This is a genomic window from Leifsonia psychrotolerans (assembly GCF_013410665.1).
Lineage (GTDB): Bacteria > Actinomycetota > Actinomycetes > Actinomycetales > Microbacteriaceae > Cryobacterium > Cryobacterium psychrotolerans_A.
On the sequence record NZ_JACCFM010000001.1, the window covers coordinates 3,546,546 to 3,570,652 of the forward strand.

General features: G+C 64.7%; 26 protein-coding genes. 14 read left to right on the forward strand and 12 right to left on the reverse strand.

Annotation, left to right across the window (positions count from 1 at the left end):
• Positions 1-47 precede the first annotated feature (47 nt).
• Complete coding sequence (locus tag HNR05_RS16105; RefSeq protein ID WP_179580057.1) at positions 48-1,502, reverse strand: AMP-binding protein; 1,455 nt, start codon at positions 1,500-1,502, stop codon at positions 48-50.
• Positions 1,503-1,613: 111 nt separating this feature from the next.
• On the opposite strand from HNR05_RS16105, the gene HNR05_RS16110 reads away from it, so the two are divergent.
• On the forward strand, positions 1,614-3,062 hold the full coding sequence (locus HNR05_RS16110; RefSeq protein WP_179580058.1) for a hypothetical protein: 1,449 nt from the start codon (positions 1,614-1,616) through the stop codon (positions 3,060-3,062).
• A gap of 88 nt (positions 3,063-3,150) precedes the next feature.
• Here HNR05_RS16110 and HNR05_RS16115 read toward each other — a convergent pair whose 3' ends face one another.
• Both HNR05_RS16115 and HNR05_RS16120 read right to left on the reverse strand, forming a co-directional pair.
• On the reverse strand, positions 3,151-3,906 hold the full coding sequence (locus tag HNR05_RS16115; RefSeq protein WP_179580059.1) for an SDR family NAD(P)-dependent oxidoreductase: 756 nt from the start codon (positions 3,904-3,906) through the stop codon (positions 3,151-3,153).
• Positions 3,907-4,035: 129 nt separating this feature from the next.
• Positions 4,036-4,467: an Lrp/AsnC family transcriptional regulator gene (locus HNR05_RS16120; RefSeq protein WP_179580060.1), complete on the reverse strand. Its 432-nt coding sequence runs from the start codon at positions 4,465-4,467 to the stop codon at positions 4,036-4,038.
• Between the two features lie 124 nt (positions 4,468-4,591).
• Between HNR05_RS16120 and ocd the strand changes: the two genes are divergently transcribed.
• Together ocd and ctlX are read left to right on the forward strand one after the other, a co-directional pair.
• Positions 4,592-5,620, forward strand: coding sequence for an ornithine cyclodeaminase (gene ocd, locus HNR05_RS16125; protein ID WP_179580061.1), 1,029 nt, complete (start codon positions 4,592-4,594; stop codon positions 5,618-5,620).
• A 6-nt stretch (positions 5,621-5,626) separates the two neighbouring features.
• A complete protein-coding gene (gene ctlX / locus HNR05_RS16130) occupies positions 5,627-6,613 on the forward strand; it encodes a citrulline utilization hydrolase CtlX (protein ID WP_179580062.1) in 987 nt (328 codons plus the stop codon).
• Positions 6,614-6,902: 289 nt separating this feature from the next.
• On the opposite strand, the gene HNR05_RS16135 is transcribed toward ctlX, so the two are convergent.
• The 3 genes from HNR05_RS16135 to mtnC all read right to left on the reverse strand — a co-directional run bounded on the left by HNR05_RS16135 (position 6,903) and on the right by mtnC (position 8,998).
• Positions 6,903-7,478, reverse strand: coding sequence for a 1,2-dihydroxy-3-keto-5-methylthiopentene dioxygenase (locus HNR05_RS16135; protein WP_179580063.1), 576 nt, complete (start codon positions 7,476-7,478; stop codon positions 6,903-6,905).
• A 99-nt stretch (positions 7,479-7,577) separates the two neighbouring features.
• Entirely contained in the window at positions 7,578-8,267 is a 690-nt protein-coding gene (gene mtnB, locus HNR05_RS16140) for a methylthioribulose 1-phosphate dehydratase (protein WP_179580064.1), read from the reverse strand.
• Positions 8,264-8,998, reverse strand: coding sequence for an acireductone synthase (gene mtnC, locus HNR05_RS16145; protein WP_179580065.1), 735 nt, complete (start codon positions 8,996-8,998; stop codon positions 8,264-8,266). The genes mtnB and mtnC overlap by 4 nt, the downstream gene beginning before the upstream one ends.
• Before the next feature lie 439 nt (positions 8,999-9,437).
• Here mtnC and HNR05_RS16150 point away from each other — a divergent pair, with 439 nt between their 5' ends.
• From HNR05_RS16150 to HNR05_RS16160, 3 genes are read left to right on the forward strand one after another with little or no spacing between them, the layout of a single operon-like run.
• Positions 9,438-10,430, forward strand: a complete 993-nt coding sequence (locus HNR05_RS16150) for an ABC transporter substrate-binding protein (RefSeq protein WP_179580066.1) — start codon at positions 9,438-9,440, stop codon at positions 10,428-10,430.
• 7 nt (positions 10,431-10,437) lie between these two features.
• A complete protein-coding gene (locus HNR05_RS17675; RefSeq protein WP_218868923.1) occupies positions 10,438-11,238 on the forward strand; it encodes an ABC transporter permease subunit in 801 nt (266 codons plus the stop codon).
• Positions 11,239-11,247: 9 nt separating this feature from the next.
• Positions 11,248-12,063, forward strand: coding sequence for an ABC transporter ATP-binding protein (locus HNR05_RS16160; RefSeq protein ID WP_179580067.1), 816 nt, complete (start codon positions 11,248-11,250; stop codon positions 12,061-12,063).
• Between the two features lie 379 nt (positions 12,064-12,442).
• Here HNR05_RS16160 and HNR05_RS16165 read toward each other — a convergent pair whose 3' ends face one another.
• Positions 12,443-13,207 carry a GntR family transcriptional regulator gene (locus HNR05_RS16165; RefSeq protein ID WP_179580068.1) on the reverse strand — a complete coding sequence of 255 codons (765 nt, stop codon included), beginning with the start codon at positions 13,205-13,207 and terminating at the stop codon, positions 12,443-12,445.
• 116 nt (positions 13,208-13,323) lie between these two features.
• Here HNR05_RS16165 and HNR05_RS16170 point away from each other — a divergent pair, with 116 nt between their 5' ends.
• A complete protein-coding gene (locus tag HNR05_RS16170) occupies positions 13,324-14,487 on the forward strand; it encodes an SIS domain-containing protein (protein ID WP_179580069.1) in 1,164 nt (387 codons plus the stop codon).
• A 39-nt stretch (positions 14,488-14,526) separates the two neighbouring features.
• Here the strand turns inward: HNR05_RS16170 and HNR05_RS16175 are convergent, their stop codons facing one another.
• A complete protein-coding gene (locus HNR05_RS16175; protein ID WP_343062643.1) occupies positions 14,527-15,003 on the reverse strand; it encodes an Lrp/AsnC family transcriptional regulator in 477 nt (158 codons plus the stop codon).
• 157 nt (positions 15,004-15,160) lie between these two features.
• On the opposite strand from HNR05_RS16175, the gene ald reads away from it, so the two are divergent.
• Both ald and HNR05_RS16185 read left to right on the forward strand, forming a co-directional pair.
• Positions 15,161-16,276: an alanine dehydrogenase gene (gene ald / locus HNR05_RS16180; protein WP_179581107.1), complete on the forward strand. Its 1,116-nt coding sequence runs from the start codon at positions 15,161-15,163 to the stop codon at positions 16,274-16,276.
• 101 nt (positions 16,277-16,377) lie between these two features.
• Positions 16,378-16,776 carry a hypothetical protein gene (locus tag HNR05_RS16185; protein ID WP_179580070.1) on the forward strand — a complete coding sequence of 133 codons (399 nt, stop codon included), beginning with the start codon at positions 16,378-16,380 and terminating at the stop codon, positions 16,774-16,776.
• Between the two features lie 3 nt (positions 16,777-16,779).
• On the opposite strand, the gene HNR05_RS16190 is transcribed toward HNR05_RS16185, so the two are convergent.
• Together HNR05_RS16190 and HNR05_RS16195 are read right to left on the reverse strand one after the other, a co-directional pair.
• Entirely contained in the window at positions 16,780-18,105 is a 1,326-nt protein-coding gene (locus HNR05_RS16190) for a clostripain-related cysteine peptidase (protein WP_179580071.1), read from the reverse strand.
• Entirely contained in the window at positions 18,102-18,794 is a 693-nt protein-coding gene (locus tag HNR05_RS16195) for a hypothetical protein (protein WP_179580072.1), read from the reverse strand. The genes HNR05_RS16190 and HNR05_RS16195 overlap by 4 nt, the downstream gene beginning before the upstream one ends.
• 239 nt (positions 18,795-19,033) lie before the next feature.
• Between HNR05_RS16195 and HNR05_RS16200 the strand changes: the two genes are divergently transcribed.
• From HNR05_RS16200 to HNR05_RS16210, 3 genes are read left to right on the forward strand one after another with little or no spacing between them, the layout of a single operon-like run.
• Positions 19,034-20,047: an ATP-binding cassette domain-containing protein gene (locus HNR05_RS16200; RefSeq protein WP_179580073.1), complete on the forward strand. Its 1,014-nt coding sequence runs from the start codon at positions 19,034-19,036 to the stop codon at positions 20,045-20,047.
• On the forward strand, positions 20,044-20,871 hold the full coding sequence (locus HNR05_RS16205) for an ABC transporter permease (protein ID WP_179580074.1): 828 nt from the start codon (positions 20,044-20,046) through the stop codon (positions 20,869-20,871). The genes HNR05_RS16200 and HNR05_RS16205 overlap by 4 nt, the downstream gene beginning before the upstream one ends.
• A gap of 28 nt (positions 20,872-20,899) precedes the next feature.
• Positions 20,900-21,298, forward strand: a complete 399-nt coding sequence (locus HNR05_RS16210; protein WP_179580075.1) for a VOC family protein — start codon at positions 20,900-20,902, stop codon at positions 21,296-21,298.
• A 14-nt stretch (positions 21,299-21,312) separates the two neighbouring features.
• Here the strand turns inward: HNR05_RS16210 and HNR05_RS16215 are convergent, their stop codons facing one another.
• The gene (locus HNR05_RS16215) at positions 21,313-22,125 is read right to left on the reverse strand and encodes a LysR substrate-binding domain-containing protein (protein ID WP_179580076.1); all 813 of its coding nucleotides are present in this window, start codon (positions 22,123-22,125) and stop codon (positions 21,313-21,315) included.
• An 86-nt stretch (positions 22,126-22,211) separates the two neighbouring features.
• Here HNR05_RS16215 and HNR05_RS16220 point away from each other — a divergent pair, with 86 nt between their 5' ends.
• Positions 22,212-22,649, forward strand: coding sequence for a DUF5997 family protein (locus tag HNR05_RS16220; RefSeq protein WP_179580077.1), 438 nt, complete (start codon positions 22,212-22,214; stop codon positions 22,647-22,649).
• A 99-nt stretch (positions 22,650-22,748) separates the two neighbouring features.
• Here the strand turns inward: HNR05_RS16220 and HNR05_RS16225 are convergent, their stop codons facing one another.
• Positions 22,749-23,417, reverse strand: coding sequence for an alpha/beta hydrolase (locus HNR05_RS16225; protein ID WP_246318426.1), 669 nt, complete (start codon positions 23,415-23,417; stop codon positions 22,749-22,751).
• A gap of 91 nt (positions 23,418-23,508) precedes the next feature.
• Between HNR05_RS16225 and HNR05_RS16230 the strand changes: the two genes are divergently transcribed.
• Positions 23,509-24,087 (forward strand): NUDIX hydrolase family protein, encoded by a 579-nt coding sequence (locus tag HNR05_RS16230; RefSeq protein WP_179580078.1) that lies wholly within the window; start codon positions 23,509-23,511, stop codon positions 24,085-24,087.
• Positions 24,088-24,107 lie beyond the last annotated feature (20 nt).

Consider the following 24,107-nt stretch of genomic DNA (forward strand, 5'->3'; position numbering starts at 1 on the left):
CGGGCGGCACTTTTTGCGTGTTCCGAGAACTGCCTCGGAAAATTCGTTCAGCTCTCCGTGTGCTGCTCCGCGAGGGCGCGACGCATCGGTTTGCCCATGGCGTTACGGGGGATCTGCTCGATTCGCGCCAGGAGCTTGGGTGCTGCGCTTCCGAACTTGGTCTCGAAAGCGCGAATCAGCGCCTGCACATCGAGGCCGTCTTCCGTGACCAGAGCTATTCCGATCTGCGAGACTCCGGACGTGGTGGCGTACGAAAAACTTGCAGCGTCGATGACCTGGGGATGTGTAACGGCGAACAGGTCCAACTGTGTGGGGTCGATCTTCACGCCCCCCGCGTTCAGCACTTCGGATACCCGCCCGGCGAGCGTGAGACCGCCGTCAGGACGGATCAGCCCGAGGTCGCCGGGGTAGAACCACTCGTCCTTGAACACCGCGCGCGTCGCCTCGGGGGCACCCAGGTATTCGTGGATCATGTAGGGGTTGTGATGGCGAATTCGCCCGATCTGCCCACTCGGCAGTTCATTGTCGTCGTCGTCGACGATCTGCACCCGAGAGTGCGGGAACGGCTGGCCGGTATCGAACGGGTCATCCGAATCATACGATCGCAGGAATGCGATGGTCGCTTCTGTCGAGCCGTAGAGGTTATGGATCTCGCACCCTTCGGCCGCCGCACGCATCCGAGCCGACAGCTCCGGGGGCATGACCGTGCCGACGATCTGGATCGTTTTCACATGGGGGAGGGTCTGGTTTCGCGCTTCGAGTGCATTGACGAGGCCTGCAATCTGAGCGGGCGACGCTTTGATCGAGGTGGCCGAGCTGCGCACGGCGATCTGGATAATGTTGTCTGGATCGCCCGCCTCGACAGACCAGAAGGGTCGGCCGTCTTTGGTGCTGACAAAGAATGCGACAATTCCCAGCGCAGTGCCGGACGGGAGCAGAGCCAGGAACGGATCGCCCGCCAGCCACGTGTCCAGGCCGTAGACCGAAAAATGTTCCAGAACCGCGAGAGAGAATGGGATCGCGTGCGGCTGCCCGGTCGTTCCGCTCGAAAAGACGAGCCTCGCCGCGCACTGGTCTGATTCGAAGTCGCGAGGATGGATGCCGAGCGGGTTCTGCTCCACCCGCTGGAGGAACTGGTTATCGACACTGACCACGCGGGCACCACCCTGGGAGGCCGGCGCCACAGTCGCACTGCTGAAGATCCACTCGATGGGGAAAGAGCCGTCGGACTCGTACCCGCGAGGCAGCACGGTGCTCACCGCGGCCTCGTGAAAGACGGCTTCGGTGAAGATGAGGCTCAGGGTCTCGGGCAGATCGAGCGCAACCAGATCACCCGGCTTCATTCCCAGCTGGCGAAACTCGTACGCGATCTTCTGGGCCGAGACGCAGGCGGCGGAGTTGAGGACCTTCTGATCGACGGTTTCGAAGAAGACGCCCGACGGATTGGTCTCGGCGTTTCGCTGAAGATACGAAAAAGGATTGACTACGGGTGCAAGGTTCACCCCGAAAGAGTAGCGGTTCTCCGGTGCCGGTGGTGCCGGCGTTTCCGCTTCCCTGAGCAGGGGCACAGGACGATTCGGCCCATTTCGAGTGGCCCGGGATAGATTTGGTGAATGGCTGAGTCAGCCGCGGGAGAGTTTCGGCCGGGAACGCCCCGGCCCGCTCGTTCGGGAACGGTCCGAACACGGCTTGTCGAGGGATGGGCGCACGTTCGTTCCTGGCTCAGCGCCCACCCGGCGGCCGGTGCGGCCGGGGTCGCGCTCCTTGCGGCGGGCGCCGCCTGGTTGCGGTTGCCACCCGCTGTGCGAGACACGCTGTGGGCCGAAGACGGCCGCAATTTTCTGCAGGATGCGCTCACCCACGGCCCGCTCGAATCGCTGGTCATTCCGTACGCGGGCTACCTGCACACCCTTCCGCGCATCGCCGCTTCACTGACCGTATCGTTCGTGCCGGTTGCCTTCTATGCGGAGGCCATGACCGCGTTCGCCTGCCTCGCAGCGGGAGTGATGGCGGGGCTCGTCTTCGTCTGCTCGGCCGCCGTCGTGCGGTGGTTGCCCGCACGGCTGGCCATCTCCGCACTCACGGTTCTCATGCCGTTGGAAGCGCGCGAGGTGCTCGGCAACATGGCCAACCTGCACTCGATCGTGCTCTGGAGCCTGTTCTGGATGCTGCTCTACCGGCCGCGCACCCGGCTCACCTCGATCGGGTTGGGCGTTTTCGCCCTGCTCGGGACGCTCACCGAAGTGCAAGCCGTGTTTCTGTTGCCGCTGTTGCTGTGGCATCCGCGTGACCGAATCCGCTGGTGGCTACGCGGGGGGTACTTGCTGGGCGTCGGCATTCAGCTGGCGGTCACGCTCGGGTGGCCGCGCGGGCACACCGGCAACCCGGCGGTGGGCCTTTCATCGGTCGTGTTCGGCTACTTCATCAACTCGGTCGTGCCGGTGTGGATCCCCGAGAACGCAGTTGGACCGGCCGTGGTCTGGGGTGGAATGGCGCTCTGCCTGGCTCTGTTCCTGCCGTTCCTCGTCGCCGCTGTGGTGATCGGCCGGTTCGGTTCGCGGATGCAACGAATTGCGGCATCCGGTCTGGTCGCAGGCTCGGTGCTGATCTATTCAGTGTCGATCGCGCTGAATCCGAATAGCTTCTACGACTATGCCACCCTCAGTCGGCAGGATCTGGCGTCACTCTGGCTCGTGCGGTACGGGGTCGTGCCATCGATGATGCTCTGCGCCCTGCTGCCGATTGCCGTTGACGCCATGATCGCGAGAGCGCGCCGCCGAAGGCGCCGCCTTCACTCGATCGATCAGCATCGCCCGGGTGAGTGGGGGGCCGCACGTTTTCCGGCATCCGTGCGCTTCGGTATCGCGACGCTGACGGTGCTGGCGTTGGTGCTTGCCGTGCAGTTCGTTCCGCAGTCAACCCGGCGCTCCGCCGGGCCGCAGTGGAAACCGCAGGTCGCGGCTTCGGTGGTGAGCTGTCGGGCACTGCCTGATTCCACGATGATTCGACTGAATGAGACGCTTGGCTGGCACGTGAGTGTCAGTTGCGGCCAAATCGAATGATCGCGCACCCTGTAAGCGGGTGCCCGGCGCAGGGCCGGGTGCCTCCCGGACTGACCCCGTCCCGGCCGGATGCTCGCCGTCGCGGCAGTTAGACGGCCGTGTAGCCGCCGTCAATGAGCACGTACGAGCCGGTCATAAAACTGGCCTTGTCGGAGAGCAAGAAGGTCGTGAGGTTTGCAACCTCGCTCGACTGTCCGAGGCGTCCCAGCGGGTGCTTGGCCTTGAGCCCGTCGAGGAGAGCCGCGGGGGCGGCCGCGAGCAGGGGCGTGTCGATGTAGCCGGGTCCGACCGCGTTGACGCGCAGGCCCTGTGCGCCGTATTCGGCCGCCGCATTTTTGGTCAGGCCGACGACGCCATGCTTGGCCGCGGTATAGGCGGCGTTGCCGGGCGCAGCGACGGTTCCGTGGATCGAGGCCATGTTCACGATCGCTCCTTCAGAGGCACCCGCGGCGAGGATGGCCGGAATCTGATAGCGCATCCCGTAGAGCACGCCGCTCAGATTGATGGCAATGACCCGGTCCCAATCCGTCACGTCAAGGTCGCCGACGGGCGCGCTCGCCCCGCCGATTCCGGCATTGTTGACGGCATAATTCAGGGCGCCGTAGGTCTCGACGGCGAAGTCGACTGCCTTCTTGCACTCGTCGGCGATGGCGGTGTCGGCCTGGAACGGAACAGCCGTGCCGCCCGCCGCGGTGATTTCGTCGACGACCCGCTTCGCTCCGTCGAGGTTCAGATCGACGACGACGACCTTGACGCCGTTCTCGGCGAGGTCCTTGCTGATCGCTTCGCCGAGCCCGGAGCCACCGCCGGTGACGAGTGCGGTCTTGCCTTCGAAGTTACCCATGATGTCTCCTCTTTCACAGGATGCTCTCCCGCGAGTGTCGTCGTGACTGCTCCAGCCGGCCGATCGGCCGGTCTGTGGCACACCATACGCGACCGCGATGTGCCCCGCGCCATCGGATCGAACGGTCGACTAGCGCAGCACCGAACTCAGCAACAGGCTCGTCTCGCTATTCACGACGCCGTCGATCATGCGGATGCGCCCCAGCACGGCGTCGAATTCACCGAGCGTCTCGGTGGCGAGCTCGGCCACCAGATCCCAGCCGCCATTCGTGGTGTGCAGCGAGTGGATCTCGGGGAATCCGCGGAGCTGTCGAATCACATGATCGGTCGTGCGGCCTTCGACCTCGATCAGGGCGATCGCGCGGATCGTGAGCGGATCGAGTTCGTCGCGCACCCGCACACTGAATCCCACGACCGTGCCCGAGCTCATCAGGCGGTCGAGTCGACTGTTCACCGTGGCGCGTGCGACGTTGAGGGTCCGCGCGAGGCTCGCGACGGATGCTCGGCCGTCCTCGCGGAGGGCGGCGAGAAGGCGACGGTCGAGTTCATCCAGGGTCGGCATATACACAATGTATCGTCGCGGTGAACATTCTGCTCACAAAGATTACGAAACGCTCAGGTATTGCGCATAGTGCGTGCATATCACCGAGATCTAACCTGGTCGAGCGAGGAAGAGGAAGTCTGCAATGACACGTTTTGTCGATGTTCACAATATGGTGCGGTGGGTTGCCGATTTCGGCCCGGAGCGCATCATGCGCGAAATGGTCGCCTATCTCGAAAGCGATTTCATGCGCTGGGAGCGCTTCGACAAGGTGCCCCGCGTGGCCACTCACACTCCGTTCGGTGTGATCGAACTCATGCCCACGAGCGACTACGAAACCTACGGCTTCAAATATGTCAACGGCCACCCGTCAAACCCCGCGCGCGGCTTCCAGACCGTCACCGCGTTCGGCGTGCTGGCCGATGTGCACAACGGCTACCCCACCTTCCTGTCCGAGATGACCGTGCTCACGGCCCTCCGCACGGCAGCCACCTCGGCCATGGTTGCGAAGGCCCTCGCTCGGCCCGACTCCGAGACACTCGCCCTCATCGGCGCGGGTAGCCAGGCCGAGTTCCAAGCGCTCGCCTTTCGGGCGAACCTCGGCATCCGTTCGGTGCGCATCTGGGACACCGATCCCGACGCCATGGCGAAGTTCCTGCGCAACGTCACCCCGCTCGGCATCGACGTGACGATCGCCACCAGCGCAGCGGATGCCGTTGCCGGCGCCGACATCATCACCACCTGCACCGCCGACAAGACGCAGGCCACGATCCTCACCGCCGACCTCGTGCGCCCGGGCGTGCACATCAACGCCATCGGCGGTGACTGCCCCGGCAAGACTGAACTCGACCCGGCCATTCTCGACCTGGGCACGGTCTTCGTCGAATACCCGCCGCAGACTCGGATTGAGGGGGAGATCCAGCAGAAGGCCTCCGATTTTGCCGTCACCGAATTCTGGGAGGTGCTCGCCGGGCGTTCGGCCGGCCGCACGGATGCCGCGCAGATCACAATCTTCGACTCGGTCGGTTTCGCAATCGAAGACTTCTCGGCCCTGCGCTACGTGCGGGACGCCATCGACGGCACCGACTACTACGTCGATATCGACCTGGTGGCCAACCCCGACGACCCGAAGAATCTGTTCGGCCTCGTCGGCGCGCTCGCACCCGTCGGCTAACCGTCGATGTCGGTTCAGGCGCCAGCGGCCGTCGTCATGATTCGGCCGCACCACTTCTACCCAAATCCCGACACGGTCGCCGACAATGCGTTTCAGGTGGGGGAGCAGGCCGAGGAGTCGCGTACCGTGGCGGCAGCGGCCCTCGCCGAGGTGACGGCAGCCGCTGGGGCGTTGCAGGCCGCCGGTGTCACCGTGCACGTGTTCGAGGACACCCTGCCGGGCCGACCCGACAGCGTTTTTCCGAACAACTGGCTGTCGACCCATTCGGGTGGGCACGTGGCGTTGTATCCCATGTTTACGCCGAACCGTCGTACCGAGCGGCGCAGCGACATCGTCGAGTTTCTGAAATCCCACTATCGGGTGCAAGACGTCATCGACTATTCCGGCCTCGAACACGACAACGTCTTTCTTGAGGGCACCGGCGCGATGGTGCTCGATCACGCGAGCCGCATCGCCTACGTCTGCCGGTCGAACCGAGCGGATCCGATCGCCCTCGAACGCTTCTGCACCAACTTCGGTTACGAACCGATGGCCTTCGATGCGGCTGACGAATACGGCACGCCGATCTATCACACCAATGTTCTGATGTGCATCGGCACCGACTTTGCACTCGTCGGCAGCGAGCTGATCAGCTCGGCCGCTCGGCGGCGCGAGGTGCTCGAACGACTGGGTGGCCACGGTGGCGTGGTCATCGAACTGACGGCCGCGCAAGTGCGGGAGTTCGCCGGAAACACGATGGAATTGACGACGCCGACCGGGCGCATCCTGGCGGTATCAGGCCGGGCCGCGCGCAGCCTGACGCCGGAACAGACGGCGGTGATCGAACGGAGCTGCCGGATCGTGCCGCTCGATGTGCCGACAATTGAGTTAGCGGGGGGCTCGGTGCGCTGCATGCTGGCCGGCATTCATCTGGATGCCCGGCCTGCGGTTGTGGCCGGGTCCGGGCCTCGGCTGTCGGGGTCTCGACAGGCTCGACCAGCGGTTGTGCGTTGATCGTGCGCTTCCGGTGATCGAGCGCTCCCGTTGGTCGTGCGCTCCCGTTGATCGAGCGTGTCGAGATCCGGTCAGGGCGTATCTGGGTTGGCTCGCGGGGTCTCGACAGGCTCGACCAGCGGTTGTGCGGTGGTCGTGGGATCCCTGGGCGACACTGGGCGCGCATCCGTCAAGAAATAACGGATCGACCCGTGTCACCTCGCGAATTCAGTCACGAGAAGCCGCAAATGGCCCCGTGAATTGGATTCAAGGGGCCATTTGTGGCAATTCGCGAACGGTGGCGAAGAGGTTAGACCGTGACCGCCGCGAGTTCGTCGTAGGTCGAGAACTTCGTGGCGATGTCGCTGCCGGTGAAGTTGCCGATCCAGCCGTCGTCGTCATGGAAGAAGCGCACCGAGACATAGTCGGGGCGCGTACCCATGTCGAACCAGTGCGTGGTGTTCGCGGGCACCGAAATCACGTCGCCCTCTTCGCAGAGCACGGCGTAGACGTTGCCGGCCACGCGCAGGTAGAAGACGCCGGAGCCGCGTGCGAAGAAGCGGTCCTCATCGTCGTCATGCTGGTGCTCGCTCAGAAACTTCTGACGTGCAGTGGCGGCGGTTTCGGCGTAGGAGGGGTCCTCCGAGGGTGCGATGAAGACCACGTCGACAAAGGTGTATCCGTGCTCGGCGTTGACCGCGTCGATTTCGGTGCGGTACGCCTCAAGAACTTCGTCCTGGGTGGGGTTCGCCGACAGCTCCTTGAGCTCCCACCGGCTGAAACGCACGCCCAGCGGAGTCAGCGCCTCGACGATCGTGTCGGTGTCGCGGGTCTGCACGGTGGGCGTGGTCGTGTCGGTTTCGTCCCAGATTGTCAGGAGTGTCATAGCTGCAATGTTAGGGGGCGTTGAGGGTGTGACTCCAGCACGGACCTCCACCGCGGTAACGAAAAGTCACACAACGCGGCTGCATTCAGCGGATGCCGCTCAGCGAGTCTCGAGCTTGAAACGCAGCAACCACTCGATCAGCTCGGCGTGCCAGCGGGCCTGGTTCATGTCGGCACCCCAGGCGTACATGCCGTGGCGTCCGACCAGGATGGCGGGAACCTGTGCGTTCTCGGCTGTAGGGCGCACATACGCGGCTTCGAACGCGTCGCCGAGAACGACCATGTCCTGGTCGTTCGGAATGACCGGGATCACAACTGTTTCGTCGTGGGCTGCGTGACCGATGCCCTTCAGCATTTCGAGATCGCGCAGCTCGACACCGGTCGGCCAGTGCTCCGCGGCGACGACGGCGGCGAGTGCGTGCACGTGCACGACGGCCCCTGCCCCCGTGACGCGGGCTATGCGGGCGTGCAGACCAGCCTCGGCCGACGGCCGGTGGTCGGAGCCACCGATTCCCGGGGCGAGGTCGCCGTCGGCATCGACGATCACGAAGTCGAGCGGGTTCAGCTCACCCTTGTCGAGCCCCGAACCGGTGACGGCCAGGCGCAGGGGGTCGCGCTGCAGAGTGACCGACAGGTTGCCGGATGTGCCGCGCATCCAACCGAGGCTGGCGAACCGGGCCGCCTCGCTGGCCAGCAGGGCTCCCGACTGCGTCAGCGTCGCATCCGTGATGCCGTCGGGCGCGAACTGGTGTTCGATGACGAACTCATCCTGAAATGTGGTCGGGGTCATGCGAAAGCCTGCACAATCTTGATGTCGGAAAAGGAACTGACGGTGGGTACGTCGCCGAAGTCGGCGTCGAACCACGGTTCGCCGGGCCGGGAGAGAGCGATGACCTGCCAGCCGGCGTCGCGTGCTGCGGTGACTTCGTCGGGGTGGTCGGTGAGAAAGACGATGTCGCCGGCCGAAACACCGAGTGCCTCGGCGATGGCGTCGTACGAGGCCGGGTCCTTCTTCGAGCCGGCCGAAACCGTGTCGAAGTACGCGGTGATGAGCGGGGTGAGGTCGCCTTCGGGGGAGTGCCGGAACCAGGGAACCTGACTGGCGACCGAGCCGGACGAGAATACCGAGAGGCCGAGTCCCGCCGCATGCCAGGCGCGCAACTGCGGGATCGCATCGTCGAAGAAGTGCGAGCTGATCTCCCCTCGCGCAAAACCGTCGGCCCAGATCTGTCCCTGCAGCGTCTTGAGCGGGGTGGCCTTAACGTCATTCGCCATCCAGTCGTGCAGCACGGCGACGATCTGCGCGTCGGTCGCGTCGACGGGCAGCCCGGCGTCGGCGACCACCTGGGCGCGGGCCTCGATGGTGAGCTCCTCGGCGGCATGCTCGGCGAGGTAGGGCGCAAGGCGTGGCCGCGCATAGTCGTAAAGGTCGCCCAGGATGAAACCGGCCGCGCTGGTGGTGCCCTCGAGATCGACGACGATCGTCTGGGCCGAGACGGATACCTGCGGGGCGTTGGTCATGATTGGTCCTTGTGCGGGGGCTGGGAGCGCGCGGCGAAGCCGACTCGTTGACACTACAGGCGATTCAGGGACCCCCGGGGCGGGTGCCGGGCCGCGACCGCAGAGGCCAGTCGGCGAGCGGAATCGGTGGCATCCGTTTATGACCAAGTGTTACTGCGCGGGCCTGAAGCCCGTCGCACAGAGCTGGCGGATGGTGCCGGCCGGCCAGCGGTTTTGGCCGAGTGTGGACCCCTCGATAGTCTGGGCACGCGGCCTCCAATTGCACGCGCCTTCGCAGGCCGGCTTCTGAACCGCCGCCGCACCACCCCCACCCTCGCTTTCCTACCGCCTCCGCAGCAGCACCTGTGCCGCAGCGCGAGACGGTGAGTCTGCGTGAGCTTCCGCCCAACGCTGAGCCGGCTCGACCGGCCTCGACACCCGCTCCGAAGGAATCCGATCGATGAGAAGCAAACTTGGCCTGGCCGTCGTCGCGATCGGAGCCGCACTGGCGCTGACGCTCACCGGATGCTCCGCAGAGAGTTCCGAGAGCTCCGAAGGTGCCCCAAGCTTTAAGATCGCGACCAATGCCTGGATCGGCTACGGCCCCTGGTACATCGCGATGGACCAGGGATTCGACGTCGAGGAAGGCGTTGCACTCGACCTCGTAAACATTGAAGACCCGAGCGCTTTCCGCGCGGCGGCGCTCAGCGGCGACGTCGACGGCGCCAACTTTGCGACGAGCGACTGGCTGAAGAACTTCGACAAGCTCGACATGCCCGTCGTGCTGCTGCAAGACGTGAGCACCGGCGCCGACGCCCTGGTGGCCACCTCAGGAATCAACTCGTTGGCCGATCTGAAGGGCAAGCGGGTCGCCTACCAGACCGGCGAATTCAACGAGATCATGGTCGACACCGCGCTCAAGCAGAGCGGTCTGACCCTGGCTGACGTCACGCAGGTCGAGATTCCGGTTGAGCAGTCCGCTGCCGCACTGATCTCGGGTCAGGCAGACGCCGCGGTGATGTATGAACCGCACATCTCGGCAGCGCTTGCCGCCGACTCCAGCCTCACGAGCATCTACACTGCCGGCGAAAACCCGGGAATCATCGGCGACGTTCTCGCGGTGAACTCTGGTTTCCTCAAGGCGAATCCGGATGTGGTCACTGCGGTCGTCAAGGCCTGGGACCGCGGCGTCGCTTACCTGGCCGCGAACCCGGAGAAGGGTCGCCAGATCGTCGCGGATGCCCTCGGCACTCCGCTCGCGGATCTCACCGCAGCGTTCGACGGCGTGAGCTACTACACCGCCGCCGACAGCGTCGAGCAGTTCTCGGATGTCTTCCCGAACGTGACAGCACCGATGATCCTCGACGCTTTGAAGGCGACCGGGCAGATCACGTCCACGCCGGACCTCTCGAAGGCGATCGACATGAGCTTCGCCCAGTCCGCCGTTAAGTAGCACAGACGTGGCAGATACACGCACCCCGAACACCCTGTTCCGGCTCGATGGGGCGATCTCGGCGCGCCGCTATACCCTCATCGCAACTGCGATGTTCGTGTTCGTGGGCCTGGCCTGGTGGGCGATCGCCTCGACCGGAATGGTCAAGTCAATCTTCTTGCCCAGCCCGGCCGCCGTGGCCGGCCGCCTTGCCGAGCAGGTGGCCAACGGCCAGTTGATGGGTGACATCGGTGTCTCGGTGCTGCGCATTCTGAGTGCGTTCCTGGTGTCGGCTGCTTTGGCGTTGCCGCTTGGGTTGCTGATGGGGCGCATCCGCTTCTTCGAAGCTCTCTTCGTTCCCTTGACCGAGTTCATCCGGTATATGCCGGTGGTGGCATTTGTTCCGTTGACCGTTGTCTGGGTGGGTGTCGGCGAGTTGCAGAAGCTCGTACTGATCTTCATCGGAACCTTCTTCGCCCTGCTTTTGATGATCATGGACAACGTGCATCGCACGCCGAAGGAATTCGTCGAAAGCGGCCGCACCTTCGGCATGTCCGAGCGCCGCATTCTCTGGCGGATCGTGCTGCGCGCGTCGTGGCCGACCATCTGGGACTCGTTCCGGCTCGCGCTCGGCTGGTGTTGGACCTGGCTGGTTCTCGGCGAACTGCTGACCGCGAGCTCCGGGCTGGGCTTTCGAATCACGCTTGCCCAGCGCTTTCTCGACACCGAGCTCATCTTCGGGTACATCCTGGTGCTCGGCTTGCTCGGACTCATCACCGATCAGGTCATGCGCCTGATCGGCCGCCTCCTGTTCACCTACGCGAAGTAAGGGCCACGGATGTCTATCACCCTTGAAAATGTCGGCGTGCGTTTCGGCGGCGGCACCAACGCGGTGTGGGCCGTGCAGGATGCCAGCTTGACGATCGAGCGAAACCAGTTCGTCTCGATCGTGGGCACCTCGGGCTGCGGCAAGAGCACGCTGCTCTCGGTTGTCGGCGGGCTGCTGGCGCCGACCGAGGGAACGGCATCCGTCGACGGAGTGCCGATCAGGAAACCGGGCCTCGACCGCGGAATGGTGTTTCAGAATTACAGCCTGTTCCCCTGGTTGACCGCGCAGCAGAACATCGAATTCGTGCTTAAAGAGACCGGCACGACCCGCGCGGCGGAGCGCACCGACCGGGCACGCGAGATGCTGTCGGCCGTCGGGCTGATGGACTTCGCAGACAAGTTCCCGTCGGAGCTTTCCGGTGGGATGCGGCAGCGCGTGGCGATCGCCCGCTCGCTCTCGTATCGGCCGTCGATTCTGCTGATGGATGAGCCGTTCGGCGCCCTCGATGCCCTCACCCGGGGGCTCATGCAGGAGCTTCTCGTGACGATCTGGGAGCAGTCCGACCTGACGGTACTCTTCATCACCCATGACATTGCCGAGGCTGTGTTTTTGTCGGACCGTGTGCTCGTCATGACGAACCGTCCGGGGCGTATCAAGGCCGACATCCCCATCGACCTGCCGCGCCCCCGCACCGAGGGGCTCATTCGTTCGCCCGAGTTCGGTGTGCTCGAAGAGCAGGTGCTGGATCACATCAAGGCAGAGTCGCGCGCTGCGGAGCATCTCGCTCCAACGGATGCCCGCGCTCGGTTCTCGTCGGTCGTTTAGGGTCGGCTCGCGGGGTCTCGACGAGCTCGACCAGCGGGGGAGCGTGTTTCCGTTGGTCGGCCTGTATCCGTTGGTCGGCCTGTATCCGTTGATCGAGCGTGTCGAGATCGAGGGTGCGGGGTGCGGGCCTGGCGGGGTCTCGACGGGCTCGACCAGCGGTGGGAGCGTGTTTCCGTTGGTCGGCCTGTATCCGTTGATCGAGCGTGTCGAGATCGAGGGTGCGGGGTGCGGGTCTGGTGGGGTCTCGACGGGCTCGACCAGCGGTGGGAGCGTGTTTCCGTTGGTCGGCCTGTATCCGTTGATCGAGCGTGTCGAGATCGAGGGTGCGGGGTGCGGGCCTGGCGGGGTCTCGACGGGCTCGACCAGCGGGTGGGAGCACTCAGTCGGTGATCGACGCCTGAAACAGGTACCGGTCGCCCCGGTACGCCTGCACGGTGAACTCGATCGGCTGACCATTTTGCCCCAGAGTGACCTGCGTAGCCACCAGCAGCGGAACGAGCGAGGAGATCTCGAGCAACTCGCGCTCGTCATCCGTCGCGTTCCGCGCCTCGACCGAGTAGCTCGCGCGTCCAGGAATCTGCGGAGGGGTCGCAGCGCGCAGGGTGGCATAGAGCGATGCCTCGGTGAAATCGGTCACAGTGAGGGCAGGGCAAAGCGCGAGCGGTACACGGTTGTGCTCGAGCACCACCACGTTGCCGTCGAGGTAGCGCAGTCGACGGAGCTCGAACAGTTCGGTGCCCGGAGCAACGCTAAGGGTTTCGGCCTCGACGATTGTGGCGGGGCGCGCCCGCGCATCGAGCACGCGGGCGTGGGTACGGAGGTTGCGGATGCGGGCGTAGTCGGCGAAACCGCGCACCGTGTTCGAGCGCTCTTCTTCGCTTGGCGCCAGCGCCTGCATGACGAACCAACCCCGTGAGTGTGACGGACCGATCAGTCCGGTGGATTCGAGCACTCCCAAGGCCGCGCGCAGAGTGACGCGGGAGACGCCGAACGACTCTGCCAGGGTGCGTTCGGAGGGGAGCTTGTCGCCCACCGAGCAGCCGTCGATGCGTAAGGCCGCATGCAGCTTCTCGGCGATTTGGCCGTAGAGCGGGAGGGCATCGGTGCTGAGCAGTCCGCGCGGCGGTGTCACAACTGCATTCATACCAGAAGCATACCAGAATGATACTTTTGACATACCGAAGTGGGCCGAGTTATTCTCGACAGGCTGAGTGAGCGTGACACTCGTCACGCGTCGGTGCTCTCTCGTTAGGAATCACTGTGACTAGTTCGTTCACGTCGGACATCGATCTCGACGCTCTGGGTGTCGTGCACACCGACCGTGAGATTCACCAGCAGCCCCGTCTCTGGCGGGAGGTCGCCGCGAGCCTGGCCGTGCTCCGCCGCGAGGTCGACGCCTTTCTCGCCCCGATTCTCGGTGACGCGCACGCGCGCATCATTCTGACCGGCGCCGGCACCTCGGCGTTCGCCGGAGCCGTGCTCGCCCCGGTGCTGACGCGCCGACTGGGACGTGCGGTCGAGGCGATTGCCACGACCGACCTCGTGTCGAATCCGCTCGAATACTTCACCCCCGACGTGCCGACAGTGCTCGTCTCGTTTGCTCGTTCCGGCGATAGCCCCGAGAGCTTCGCGGCCACCCAGCTGGCCGACCAGGTTCTCACGAACGTGCGCCACCTGGTCATCACGTGCAACCCCACGGGTCGCCTGGCCACGACGAGCGCGACGCGCGATGACGCTCTCGTGCTGCAGATGCCCGACGGATCCAACGACAAGAGTTTCGCAATGACGTCGAGTTTCACCTCGATGACGCTCACGGCCTATCTCGCATTCGCCGGTGAGGTCGAGCCGGCGCACCTCGACGCCCTCGTCGCCGCGGGTGAGAAATTGCTCGGGGCGCGCGCCGACGAGATCCGCTCGCTGGCATTGACGGCACCCGGCCGGCTCGTCTACCTCGGCAGTGGAGCGTTGCAGGGACTCGCGCGCGAGTCGGCGTTGAAGATGCTCGAGCTGACCGCCGGCGAGGTCATGGCAATCTCCGATTCTCCGCTTGGCTTCCGACACGGCCCGAAGTCGATGATCAACGCCGAGACGACAGTGATCGTCTACCTCTCAAACGACCCGTACACGCGCCAATATGACCTCGACATCGTCGCCGAGCTCACGGGGAACCTTGACCCGAGCCGTGTCGTCGTCGTGAACGGCACCACCGCCGAGACCAGCGCCGGCACGGCGGTTCCTCTCACCGGCACGGCCGACCTCGATGACGCTCTGCTGGCGCTCGCCGCCGTGCTCGTCGCCCAGTTGATCGCCATGAACACCTCGGTTGCACTTGGCCACACGCCCGACAACCCGTTCCCGTCGGGCGTCGTAAACCGTGTCGTGCAGGGCGTGACCCTGTACCCACTGGCCGACGAGGTGTACTGAGCTGACGCGGCCGCGCTACGCGCCGCGGCCAGCTGATCGTCAATCGGCGTGCGCGCCGTTGTAGTGGTGCTCGAACACCATGCTCGTGCGGGTCGAGGCCACGGCCGGGTTCGCCGAGAGGTTCTCGAGCACGAAGTCGCGCACGTCGTCGGAATCACGCGCCATCAAATGAATGATGAAGTCCTCGGCGCCGCCGAGAAAGAACACCTGCAGGACATGTGGCATCACTCGGATCTCGTCGCGGAAGGCGGGGATCTGGGTTCGCGCGCCCGGACGAATGTTGACGCTGATCAAGGCCTGCAAGCCCAAGCCGAGTGCCTTCGGGTTCACTTGCGCGGTGAAGCGAGTAATGATTCCACGGCTCACCAAGGCCCGCACTCGCACGACGCAGGTTGATTCAGCGATTCCCGCCGCATGCGCCAGTCGGCTGTTGGTCATGCGGGAGTCAGCCTGGAGCTGATTGATCAGGATGAGGTCGATGTCATCGAGGTTCTGTGCGTTGTGAATTCTCTTCACCTGCCTGACTCGTTAACGTGCGCAAACCGCATAATTTGCGGTGGATTGAGTATAATCGGTAGATTCCACGGTTGTCGTCGGATTCAAGCGAAGTAAAAGCAAAATTACTTCTGAGAACCGGTGATGACCGGCGACGACAATGAAGACGGAGCAGCACATGAAGGTCGGCATCCCCACCGAGATCAAGAACAATGAGAATCGGGTGGCCATCACCCCGGCTGGTGCGAACGAGCTGACCCGCCGCGGTCATGAGGTGCTCATTCAGAGCGGAGCCGGCGTCGGCTCCAGCTTCACAGACGCCGACTACGAGGGTGCAGGAGCCACGATTCTCGACACGGCCGCCGAAGTGTGGGCGGCCGCCGAGCTCCTGCTCAAGGTGAAAGAGCCCATCGCCTCCGAATACGGCCTGATGCGCCGCGACCAGGTGCTTTTCACCTATCTGCACCTCGCGGCCTCGCGCCCGTGCACGCAGGCCTTGCTCGACGCCGGAACGACCTCGATCGCCTACGAAACCGTGCAGCTTCCCGACCGGAGCCTGCCGCTTCTTTCACCCATGAGCGAGGTCGCCGGGCGCCTCTCGGTGCAGGTCGGCGCGTACCACCTGATGAAGGCGGCCGGGGGCAAGGGGATGCTGCTCGGTGGCGTTGCCGGAACCCCGAAGGCCAAGGTAGTCGTGATCGGCGGCGGTGTGGCCGGCGAGCACGCCGCGGCCAATGCGCTGGGAATGCAGGCCGACGTCACCATTATCGACATCTCACTGCCGCGTCTGCGTCAGCTCGAAAACCGGTTCAACGGCGAGATCCAAACCCGTGCGTCCACCCACTTCGAGATCGCCGAGCAGGTGCGTGATGCCGACCTCGTGATCGGGTCGGTGCTCATCCCCGGATCGAAGGCGCCCAAGCTCGTCACGGATGAAATGGTCGCGTCGATGAAGCCGGGTTCGGTTCTCGTCGACATCGCCATCGACCAGGGTGGATGCTTCGAGGGATCGCACGCGACGACTCACGACGACCCGATCTTCGCCGTGCACGACAGCATCTATTACTGCGTCGCCAACATGCCGGGCGCCGTTCCGGCCACCTCGACGCGTGCGCTGACCAACGCAACACTGCCCTACGTGATCGCACTGGCCCAGAAGGGCTGGAAGCAGGCCCTGACCGATGACGCCGCGCTGGCGTTGGGACTCAGCACCCATGACGGCCGAGTCACGAACGACCACGTCGCCGCAGCGCTCGACCTGCCGCTTCTGCCGCTCGCCGACATCCTCGGCTAGGTTCGGAGGCGATGACGCCGGCAGCTGGGGCCACGGCCTCGGCTGTCGGCGTTGGTCGATCTGCGCGCGGCGGAGGCGCGGGGTGTCGTTAGCATTGACCTGTGAACTCTGCGCATGATTTTCTCGGACTGCTGGCCGAGCTGTTCACCTGGATCGGCCTCGTGGTCGGAGGGCTCTGCCTGGTCGCGCTGCTGATCACCCGATCGGCCAGCGCACGCTGGATCGAAACCGATGCGATCGTGGTCGAGGAGAAGGGCGGTGTGCTGCGCTGGATGTCGGGCGACGGCCTGCACGAATGCTCGCTGACCCCATCGCAACGCGAGGAACTACAGCACGTCGAGGGGCTGCGCGTGTACTATCGCCCGGGTCAGCCCGAGCGCATCCGGTTCGAGCGCACGGGCCACGGCGAGAAGACGGCGCGCCTGCTCACCTGGCTCATGCTGGGCCTGGGAGGTGGCGGGGCGGTCGGATCGATCGTGCTTCTCTTCGTCGAGGCCTGATCGTCAGCCCGCTGAGCCCACCCCGCGTCGAGCCGGCCCACCGTCTGCACACGTCACCTCTGCCAACGTCACCTCTGCCCACGGCACCACAACCTGCACTGAGGCGACTGAGCGGTTCCCGCCCAGGTCGATGGCGACCAGATCCACGAGCAATACCGTTCCCGAGGGCAACCGGGGAAAGTCATAACCGAGCGCCGGCAGGTCGGCCCACAGGCCATCGTCGGCGCTGGCAGCCCACTCCTCGCTTCCGTCGGCGAGTACCGTGAGCAGTTCCGGAGCGATAATGCCGGCCGGCTCTGCCGTCAGAGCGCCGTAGTTCCCGGTGCGGGCGTTGTAGCTGTAATAGAGCTCGCTGATCAGGTCTCCAGTATCCGAGTCGACGACCAGATCCAGGTATCCATTCATCTCCGTTTCGCCGTCGCTGATGGTCAGAAAGCTGAGATCGTAGCTCCCCTCGATCAGCCCTGAATCGTCGGGCAGCTCGGCGGTCTCCTGCCCCAGGTAGGTGATCGAACCGTCGCCCTCGACCAGTCCATATCGAATGAACGTTTCTGTGATGCTCGTGGCTGCTGCGGCGTCGAAATGGGCGGTGACCGTCACGCCGTCGCTGTCGAAACTGGCTGTCGCACCGCTCGTGAACGAACCGCTCGCAGCCGAGGTCTCCTGGCCGCGCGTGTAGTAGGAATGCAGAAAATCAAGCCAGGAGGTGGCGACACTCAGCTGCTCATAATCGCTGTCGAAGGCGTCGGCTGAGGGTGGGAAATAGATCGACAGGCCTGTGGCGCCCCGCGTCACCGGCCCGTCCACCTTGGCGACGACAACATCGTTGATGGTCTGGGCGCGAGAGCGGCCCACCGCCGGGGCGATGCTCTGGATACGAGAACTCAGGGTGGTGCTGAAGGTTGCGAGTGCGTCGTCCACCTCGGCCATGCGAGTGAGGTCGACCAGAGACAGAGTGATCTCCGCATCCGTCTGCTCATCCTGTGCCTGGGCCTCAAAGCCCTCGATGAGGGCGCGACCGAGGTCGTCGACATCGGCATCGGGAGTGTCGACCAGATACTGCAGAGACGTATAGTCCCAGCTATGACCCGGCTCGAGCTCTGCGAGGCTGAGCGTGTCTTCCTCCGCGGATTCATCGCCGCCGACGCCCGGCCAGGAAGCACCGTGGTCCGCGATGATCACCGCGTAGTGCTCGGCCGGATAGGTGGTCATCCCCCAGGCGAGGAAGTCGGCGACCTCGCAGCCGGTCAGAGTGCCGAGGGTCAGCGCAAGCAGCAGGCTTGTGGCGGCCACCGGTCGCAGGCCGAACACGCGCCTGGGTCGGCTCACAGCCCGACGAAGGGAATGAACGCAGTGAGAGTGATCGACACTCCGAAGATCACAACGCCGGTCGACCCGAGAATCACCTGGATGCGTGTCTGGCGAACGACGGCGGCGATACCGAGCAGGAACAGCGAGATCGACATCATCACGGTGTAGAGCGTGAGCCGGTCACTCAGGCTGTTGAAGTCATCACCCTGGGAGACCACCGTCACCGATTCGGCCTTCATCTCCTGGTAGCTGCCGAAAAGTGCCGTCTGGTAGTCCTCATTGTCGAGCGGGCTGTAATACGTGGATGCGTCGGCCTCGTTCTGGCCCGCGGCCCATTCGATGGCCCCGGCCAGATCCTCGGAGACGGCCTGGAAGCTCAGTACGTCATACGTGTTCTGCGCGTCGGCGGCCGCGACCGGGTCGGAACTCTCGGACGCGATGGCCAGCTCGGTCAGGCGGTTCCAGAGCTGGGCGTCCTGCACGTACTGCTGGTTGCCCTCCAGATAGAGCGACTCCGCCTCGGTGGCGAGGTTGCCGCCGCGCTGGTAAGCGCCGGCCATCTGGCTGTCGTAGAGAGCCGCCTGGAACGAGGCGTAGGCGATACCGATCGACGCAATGCCCAGTAGCACGGCGATGCTCAGTTCAATGCGATCACGCATCCGTCGGGACGAGGTTTCGGCGCGGTCGATCGTATCGGTGACAGTCATGAGTGGGCTCCAAACGGCTGTGAGACAAAAGTCCAGATTAGCGAAGGGACCCCTGCGCTTTTACCGTTTGAGTACCCCACTTTGGCGCGGAGGAGGGGCAGCGCGGCGCGGGGCGCCCGCGCGCAGGCCGAGTGTCTGCTGAAACGCCCTGGCCGGGATGGGCGCCGCGGAATACCATTGAACATTCCGTTCTGCCTGCAGCATCCGTGTGAAAAGCACCCGTGGCAAGGAGCTCGTTCATGACCATCATCGAGGCGACTCAGCTCACCAAGACCTACCGCTCCAAGACCGGCCCCGTGCACGCCCTGGCCGGGCTGAGCCTCGCGGTGCCCGAGGGAAGCGTGCAGGCGCTGCTCGGCCCAAACGGCGCCGGAAAAACGACAGTCGTCAAGGTGCTGACCACCCTGATCCAGCCGGATTCCGGCACGGCAATCGTCGACGGCATCGACGTGGCCCGAAATCCGAAAGCCGTGCGCCGCATCATCGGGGTGTCCGGCCAATACGCCGCGGTCGACGAGAACCTCACGGGCTTCGAGAACCTTGAAATGGTGGGGCGGCTGTATCACCTCGGCCGCACCCTGGCTCGGCGGCGGGCCAAGGAACTCATCGAACTGTTCGAGCTGACGGAGGCTGGAAACCGGCCCGTCAAAGGATTCTCCGGGGGGATGCGGCGCCGCATCGACCTGGCGGGCGCCCTGGTGATGAACCCCAAGGTGCTCTTCCTCGACGAGCCGACCACCGGGCTCGACCCGCGCAGCCGCCTCGCAATGTGGGACGTGATCACGAAGCTTGTCGCCGAGGGAACCAGCGTGCTGCTCACGACCCAGTATCTCGAGGAGGCCGATCAACTGGCGGACAGCATCTCGGTGATCGACGATGGAATCGTGATCGCCGAGGGCACTTCCGACGAACTCAAAGCCCAGATCGGCGGGCACCGGGTTGTCGTGGTGCTTGTCGATGCGGACGACGGGCCGGCCGCCCGCGAGATTGTGGGGCGGTCCGGAGCCGCCACGGCCGCCGTGTCGAAGGATGGCCGCACTCTCGAGGTGGCCGTGACCGACGGGCCGGTGGCGCTGCAACGGGTGCTGGCCGATCTGGGTGAGGTGGGCATCCGTCTGCATGACGCCGGCATGCGGCGGCCGACGCTCGACGACGTGTTTTTGAAACTCACCGGTCGACATGCCGAAAAGCCGGCCGACGGCGAAGGCGACGACGACGACGAGAATGAAGCCAGCCTGGAGGCCGTGCGATGAGTATCGCTCGCCCGCTTGGGCTTTCGAACCCCCTCCTGACCTGGTCCTCTGACGGCTGGACGGTGACCAAACGCAACCTGATCAAGATCAAGCGGGTGCCTGAACTGCTGATCTTTGCCGTGATTCAACCGATCATGTTCGTGCTCTTGTTCAGCCAGGTCTACGCCGGGTCGATCTCGGTTCAGGGCACCGACTATGTGCAATTTCTGATGGCCGGCATCTTCGCTCAGACCGTTGTGTTCGGCTCGACGTTCTCGGGCGCCGCGATGGCGCAAGATCTCAAGGAGGGAATTATCGACCGGTTTCGCAGCCTGCCGATGAGTGGCTCGGCGGTGCTGATCGGACGCACGAACAGCGACCTGGTGCTCAACACCCTGTCAATGATGATCATGATGGTGACCGGGGTGCTCGTGGGCTGGAGGGTGAACTCGTCGTTTCCGGAGTTCCTCGCAGGGGTGGGATTGTTGCTGCTGTTCAGCTATGCGTTCAGCTGGGTGATGGCACTGCTGGGCATGAGCGTACGCAGCCCCGAGGTCATCAACAACGCGTCGTTCCTCATCCTGTTTCCGCTGACCTTCATCTCGAATGCGTTCGTGCCGAGCTCGACATTACCCACCCCACTACGCATCTTCGCCGAATGGAACCCGGTCTCGTCGCTCGTTCAAGCGGCTCGGCAGCTCTTCGGAAATCTCGGCACGGCACCTGTGCCCGACGTGTGGACCATGCAGAACCCCATTCTCACGGTACTGATCGGTGTCGCGGTGATGCTTGTCGTGTTCGTGCCCCTGTGTATCAGGAAGTTCGCATCAATCAGCTCGCGCTAACCCGAGCGATACCGATAAGGAGAAAATCATGGCTTCACACGAATTAGGGATTTCGCACGGATTCAGCGGGTTCTCGGTGCCCGATATCGACGCTGCGCGCGGGTTCTACGCCGAAACCCTGGGTTTGGCGGTGACGGATGCCGGGATGGGCCTCCTCTCGCTCGAGCTGCCCGGCGGAGCGATGGTCACCGTCTACCCGAAGCCCGATCACCAACCGGCCGTGTTCACGATCGTGAACTTGGTTGTGGACGATATCGATGTCGCAGTCGATGGGCTCACAGCGAAGGGTGTGGAGTTCATCCACTACGACGGCTTTGGGCAGGACGAGAAAGGGATCGCGCGCTCGGGGGGAGACAATCCCGGCCCATCGATCGCCTGGTTCACCGACCCGGCCGGCAATATTTTGTCGGTCTTGCACACCGACTAAACGCTGGCCGGCGGCTAGCGGCTGCCGCGCCGCTTGTTGCGCGCGGCAGCCGAGGCTCGCGTGCGGTTCTGGATGGCGCCCGGCTTCTTTTTGGCCGGGGCCGGCTTCTTCTTAGCCGCCTCTTCGCGGGCCAGCTTGGCTGCGGCCTTGGCCTTCGCCGTCGCTTTCTCCTTCTTCACCGGCTCGCCACGCACGACGACCGTCGCACCGCGTGAGCTTGCCGCGCTACGTCCGCGCACGATGCCAATGAATTCCTCAACGTTCGGTGTTTTCGCCTCAGCGAGCCAGGCGAGCGCGATCTGGGTCTCGACGACGCCTTCGACCGGGCGGGAAATGACGCCCTTGCGGTTGTGGAGACGGGCCAGCGAATGCGGCAGGATCGCGATGCCGACGCCGGCCGCGACCTGCTCCATCAGATCGTCGAGGTCGTGCATGCGCGGCAGCGCACGCCGACTGCCGTCACGGACCTCGGTGGCGATGTCGCGCCATTCCGGAATCGTGTCGGGATCCTGCAAGAGGTGCTCATCCGCGAGGAGCTCGAGCGGCACGGAACCGCTCTCATCGACCGCGGCGATGGCATGGTCTTTCGCGGCCACAACGACTGGAATCTCGGTGTACAGGTTGATCAAGCCCAAGCCCGTGGTGTCGACCGGAAAACGCACAAGACTCACGTCGGCGCGCTCGTCTCGCAGTACTGTGACCTGCTCGGTCGGGTTGGCCGAGTCGGTTCGAAACACCTCAAGGGGGATCTCGGGAAAACGTTCGGCCCAGATTCGCGTCCACTTGGTGGGCGTAACGCCGGCGACGAAGGCGATTGAAAAGGTCACCGGCATCCTCTCTTCTCAGTGCGGTTCGGGGTATGAGGCAGGCATTCAAACAGTTTCACTGTGTTCCCAGGCTATACGCTTGACCTATGACGTCCGAGAAGAAGCCCCAGACCATGAAGTCCGCCACGGCGGCACAGAAGCTCGGGATTCTGCTCGAAGCAGCACCCGACACGTTCCAGAACGCAGTGATCACCCGCACGGAGCTCGCCGAATTCACCGAGAACCCGCCGGCCTGGCTCACTACTCTGCGCACGGATGGCCCGCACCCGCGTCAGGTCGTCGCCGCCAAGCTCGGCGTGTCGATCTCTGGCTTGGCCCGCGCCGGCGTTGATGCTCCGCTGACGACCGCCGAAATCAAGGAGTTGCTGCAGGCTCCGCCCGCATGGCTCATCACGGAACGTGCCACCCAGGCCGAGGTACGTGCCGATCAGATTCGCGTGAAAGACGCCAAGGCTGAAAAGGCCGAGAAGAAGGAGCGTGCCGCTCGCGGTGCCGCTCAGCGCGCAGCGCACCGAGGCGCGTAGCGAAGCCACGCGCGGTGCGCTAGGCGGCAGCCCGCAATTCGGCAGCCTCGCTCATTTCAGCCCTGTCCCCAGCCATGAAGCCCTCGCACCACGTCGTTGTCAGACCGATGCCGCCGCGTACTGCTGGCGCAGGAACGTCGCGATGTCGCCCAGCTCGGCCTGCGAGATTGAATGCGCCATACCCTCATAAATGCGCTCGGTGAGTGTTGAGTGGGCGGTCAGCCAGGCCTGGGTGCGGTTGACGGCGCTCTCGGGAATGATCGGATCTGCGGTTCCGCGCCCCCAGAACACCGGCGGCCGCGACTCGGCGAGGCGCGCATCGGCGTCGGCCGCGCCATCCGCCACGAAGCCCGAGAGCTGCACCGCGAAGGCGAAACGTTCCGGGGCATGACGCAACAGCTGCAGACTCATTGCCCCGCCCTGTGAAAAGCCGAGCAGACCAACCGAGGTCGGCTGCTCGGGGAGCGCGTCGAGCCACTCCAGCACTCCCCGGGCCGCGGCGTCCACGGTCCCGGTCTCGGGCCGGCCCGACTGGTTCGCGAATGGGAACCAGGCGGCGCCATCCCCGACCGTCAGCGGCGCCCGGAGCGACGCAATGACGGGTTCAAGCGGCAGGTGCGGCGCGAGCGAGAAGAGGTCGCCCTCGTGGGAGCCGTAGCCGTGCATGACGATGAGCAACGGGCGGTTCACACGGTCGGCCGGACCCGCCGACCAGAGCACGGCGCCCGGGTCGATGCTGAGGGTGTGGTTGCTGTCGTTCATCGTCATCGTCATCCTCAATCTCTGTCGAGTGTGCTTCGTGCGAAGCCGTACCGCGTCGACTGCGTCAATCCTTCCATGAGGGGTGGAGAATAAACACATGAGCGTGCGCACACCCGACCCCGACTGGACGCCGAACCCCGACGACACCCCGCCGAGCACCAATCCCGGCTGGCTGACCGACGTCGAGCTTGCCGAGGTCCGCGGACGGCTGCCGCTGCTCTACGTCGAAGCGGTTCCGGTGCGCGTGGATGGGCTCGGTCAGGTTGTCGAGGTCGGCGTGTTGTTGCGTGCCACCCAGACGGGCGAAATGACACGGATGCTCGTCTCGGGTCGCGTGATGTATGGCGAGACGCTGCGCGAGGCACTCTTTCGGCACCTCGAGAAAGATCTCGGACCGATGGCATTTCCGCAGCTGCCGACCAGCCCGTTACCGTTCACCGTTGCCGAATACTTTCCGATGCCGGGCGTAAGCGCCTTCACCGACGAACGCCAGCATGCCGTCTCGCTGGCCTTCGTCGTGCCCGTCACGGGCACCTGTGAGCCGCGGCAGGATGCCCTCGAACTCACCTGGATGACGCCGGAGGAGGCCGCATCCGATGCCGTTTCGGCCGAGATGGAAGGCGGCCGCGGGGCGTTGCTGCGCACCGCTCTCGCCTCGGTGGGTCAGCTGCGCTGACCCGCTCGGCACCGCGCGAT

Bases quoted from the DNA above. Each gene is read 5' to 3' on its own strand.
- HNR05_RS16200 (WP_179580073.1), top strand. From the start codon at position 19,034: ATGACCATCATCGAGGCGACTCAGCTCACCAAGACCTACCGCTCCAAG.
- HNR05_RS16230 (WP_179580078.1), top strand. From the start codon at position 23,509: ATGAGCGTGCGCACACCCGACCCCGACTGGACGCCGAACCCCGACGAC.
- mtnB (WP_179580064.1), bottom strand. From the start codon at position 8,267: ATGACCCCGACCACATTTCAGGATGAGTTCGTCATCGAACACCAGTTC.
- mtnC (WP_179580065.1), bottom strand. From the start codon at position 8,998: ATGACCAACGCCCCGCAGGTATCCGTCTCGGCCCAGACGATCGTCGTC.
- HNR05_RS16165 (WP_179580068.1), bottom strand. From the start codon at position 13,207: ATGAATGCAGTTGTGACACCGCCGCGCGGACTGCTCAGCACCGATGCC.
- HNR05_RS16115 (WP_179580059.1), bottom strand. From the start codon at position 3,906: ATGGGTAACTTCGAAGGCAAGACCGCACTCGTCACCGGCGGTGGCTCC.
- HNR05_RS16135 (WP_179580063.1), bottom strand. From the start codon at position 7,478: ATGACACTCCTGACAATCTGGGACGAAACCGACACGACCACGCCCACC.
- HNR05_RS16195 (WP_179580072.1), bottom strand. From the start codon at position 18,794: ATGACTGTCACCGATACGATCGACCGCGCCGAAACCTCGTCCCGACGG.
- HNR05_RS16160 (WP_179580067.1), top strand. From the start codon at position 11,248: ATGTCTATCACCCTTGAAAATGTCGGCGTGCGTTTCGGCGGCGGCACC.
- HNR05_RS16225 (WP_246318426.1), bottom strand. From the start codon at position 23,417: ATGACGATGAACGACAGCAACCACACCCTCAGCATCGACCCGGGCGCC.
- HNR05_RS16205 (WP_179580074.1), top strand. From the start codon at position 20,044: ATGAGTATCGCTCGCCCGCTTGGGCTTTCGAACCCCCTCCTGACCTGG.
- ald (WP_179581107.1), top strand. From the start codon at position 15,161: ATGAAGGTCGGCATCCCCACCGAGATCAAGAACAATGAGAATCGGGTG.
- HNR05_RS16150 (WP_179580066.1), top strand. From the start codon at position 9,438: ATGAGAAGCAAACTTGGCCTGGCCGTCGTCGCGATCGGAGCCGCACTG.
- HNR05_RS16220 (WP_179580077.1), top strand. From the start codon at position 22,212: ATGACGTCCGAGAAGAAGCCCCAGACCATGAAGTCCGCCACGGCGGCA.
- HNR05_RS16110 (WP_179580058.1), top strand. From the start codon at position 1,614: ATGGCTGAGTCAGCCGCGGGAGAGTTTCGGCCGGGAACGCCCCGGCCC.
- HNR05_RS16210 (WP_179580075.1), top strand. From the start codon at position 20,900: ATGGCTTCACACGAATTAGGGATTTCGCACGGATTCAGCGGGTTCTCG.
- HNR05_RS16120 (WP_179580060.1), bottom strand. From the start codon at position 4,467: ATGCCGACCCTGGATGAACTCGACCGTCGCCTTCTCGCCGCCCTCCGC.
- ctlX (WP_179580062.1), top strand. From the start codon at position 5,627: ATGTCGGTTCAGGCGCCAGCGGCCGTCGTCATGATTCGGCCGCACCAC.
- ocd (WP_179580061.1), top strand. From the start codon at position 4,592: ATGACACGTTTTGTCGATGTTCACAATATGGTGCGGTGGGTTGCCGAT.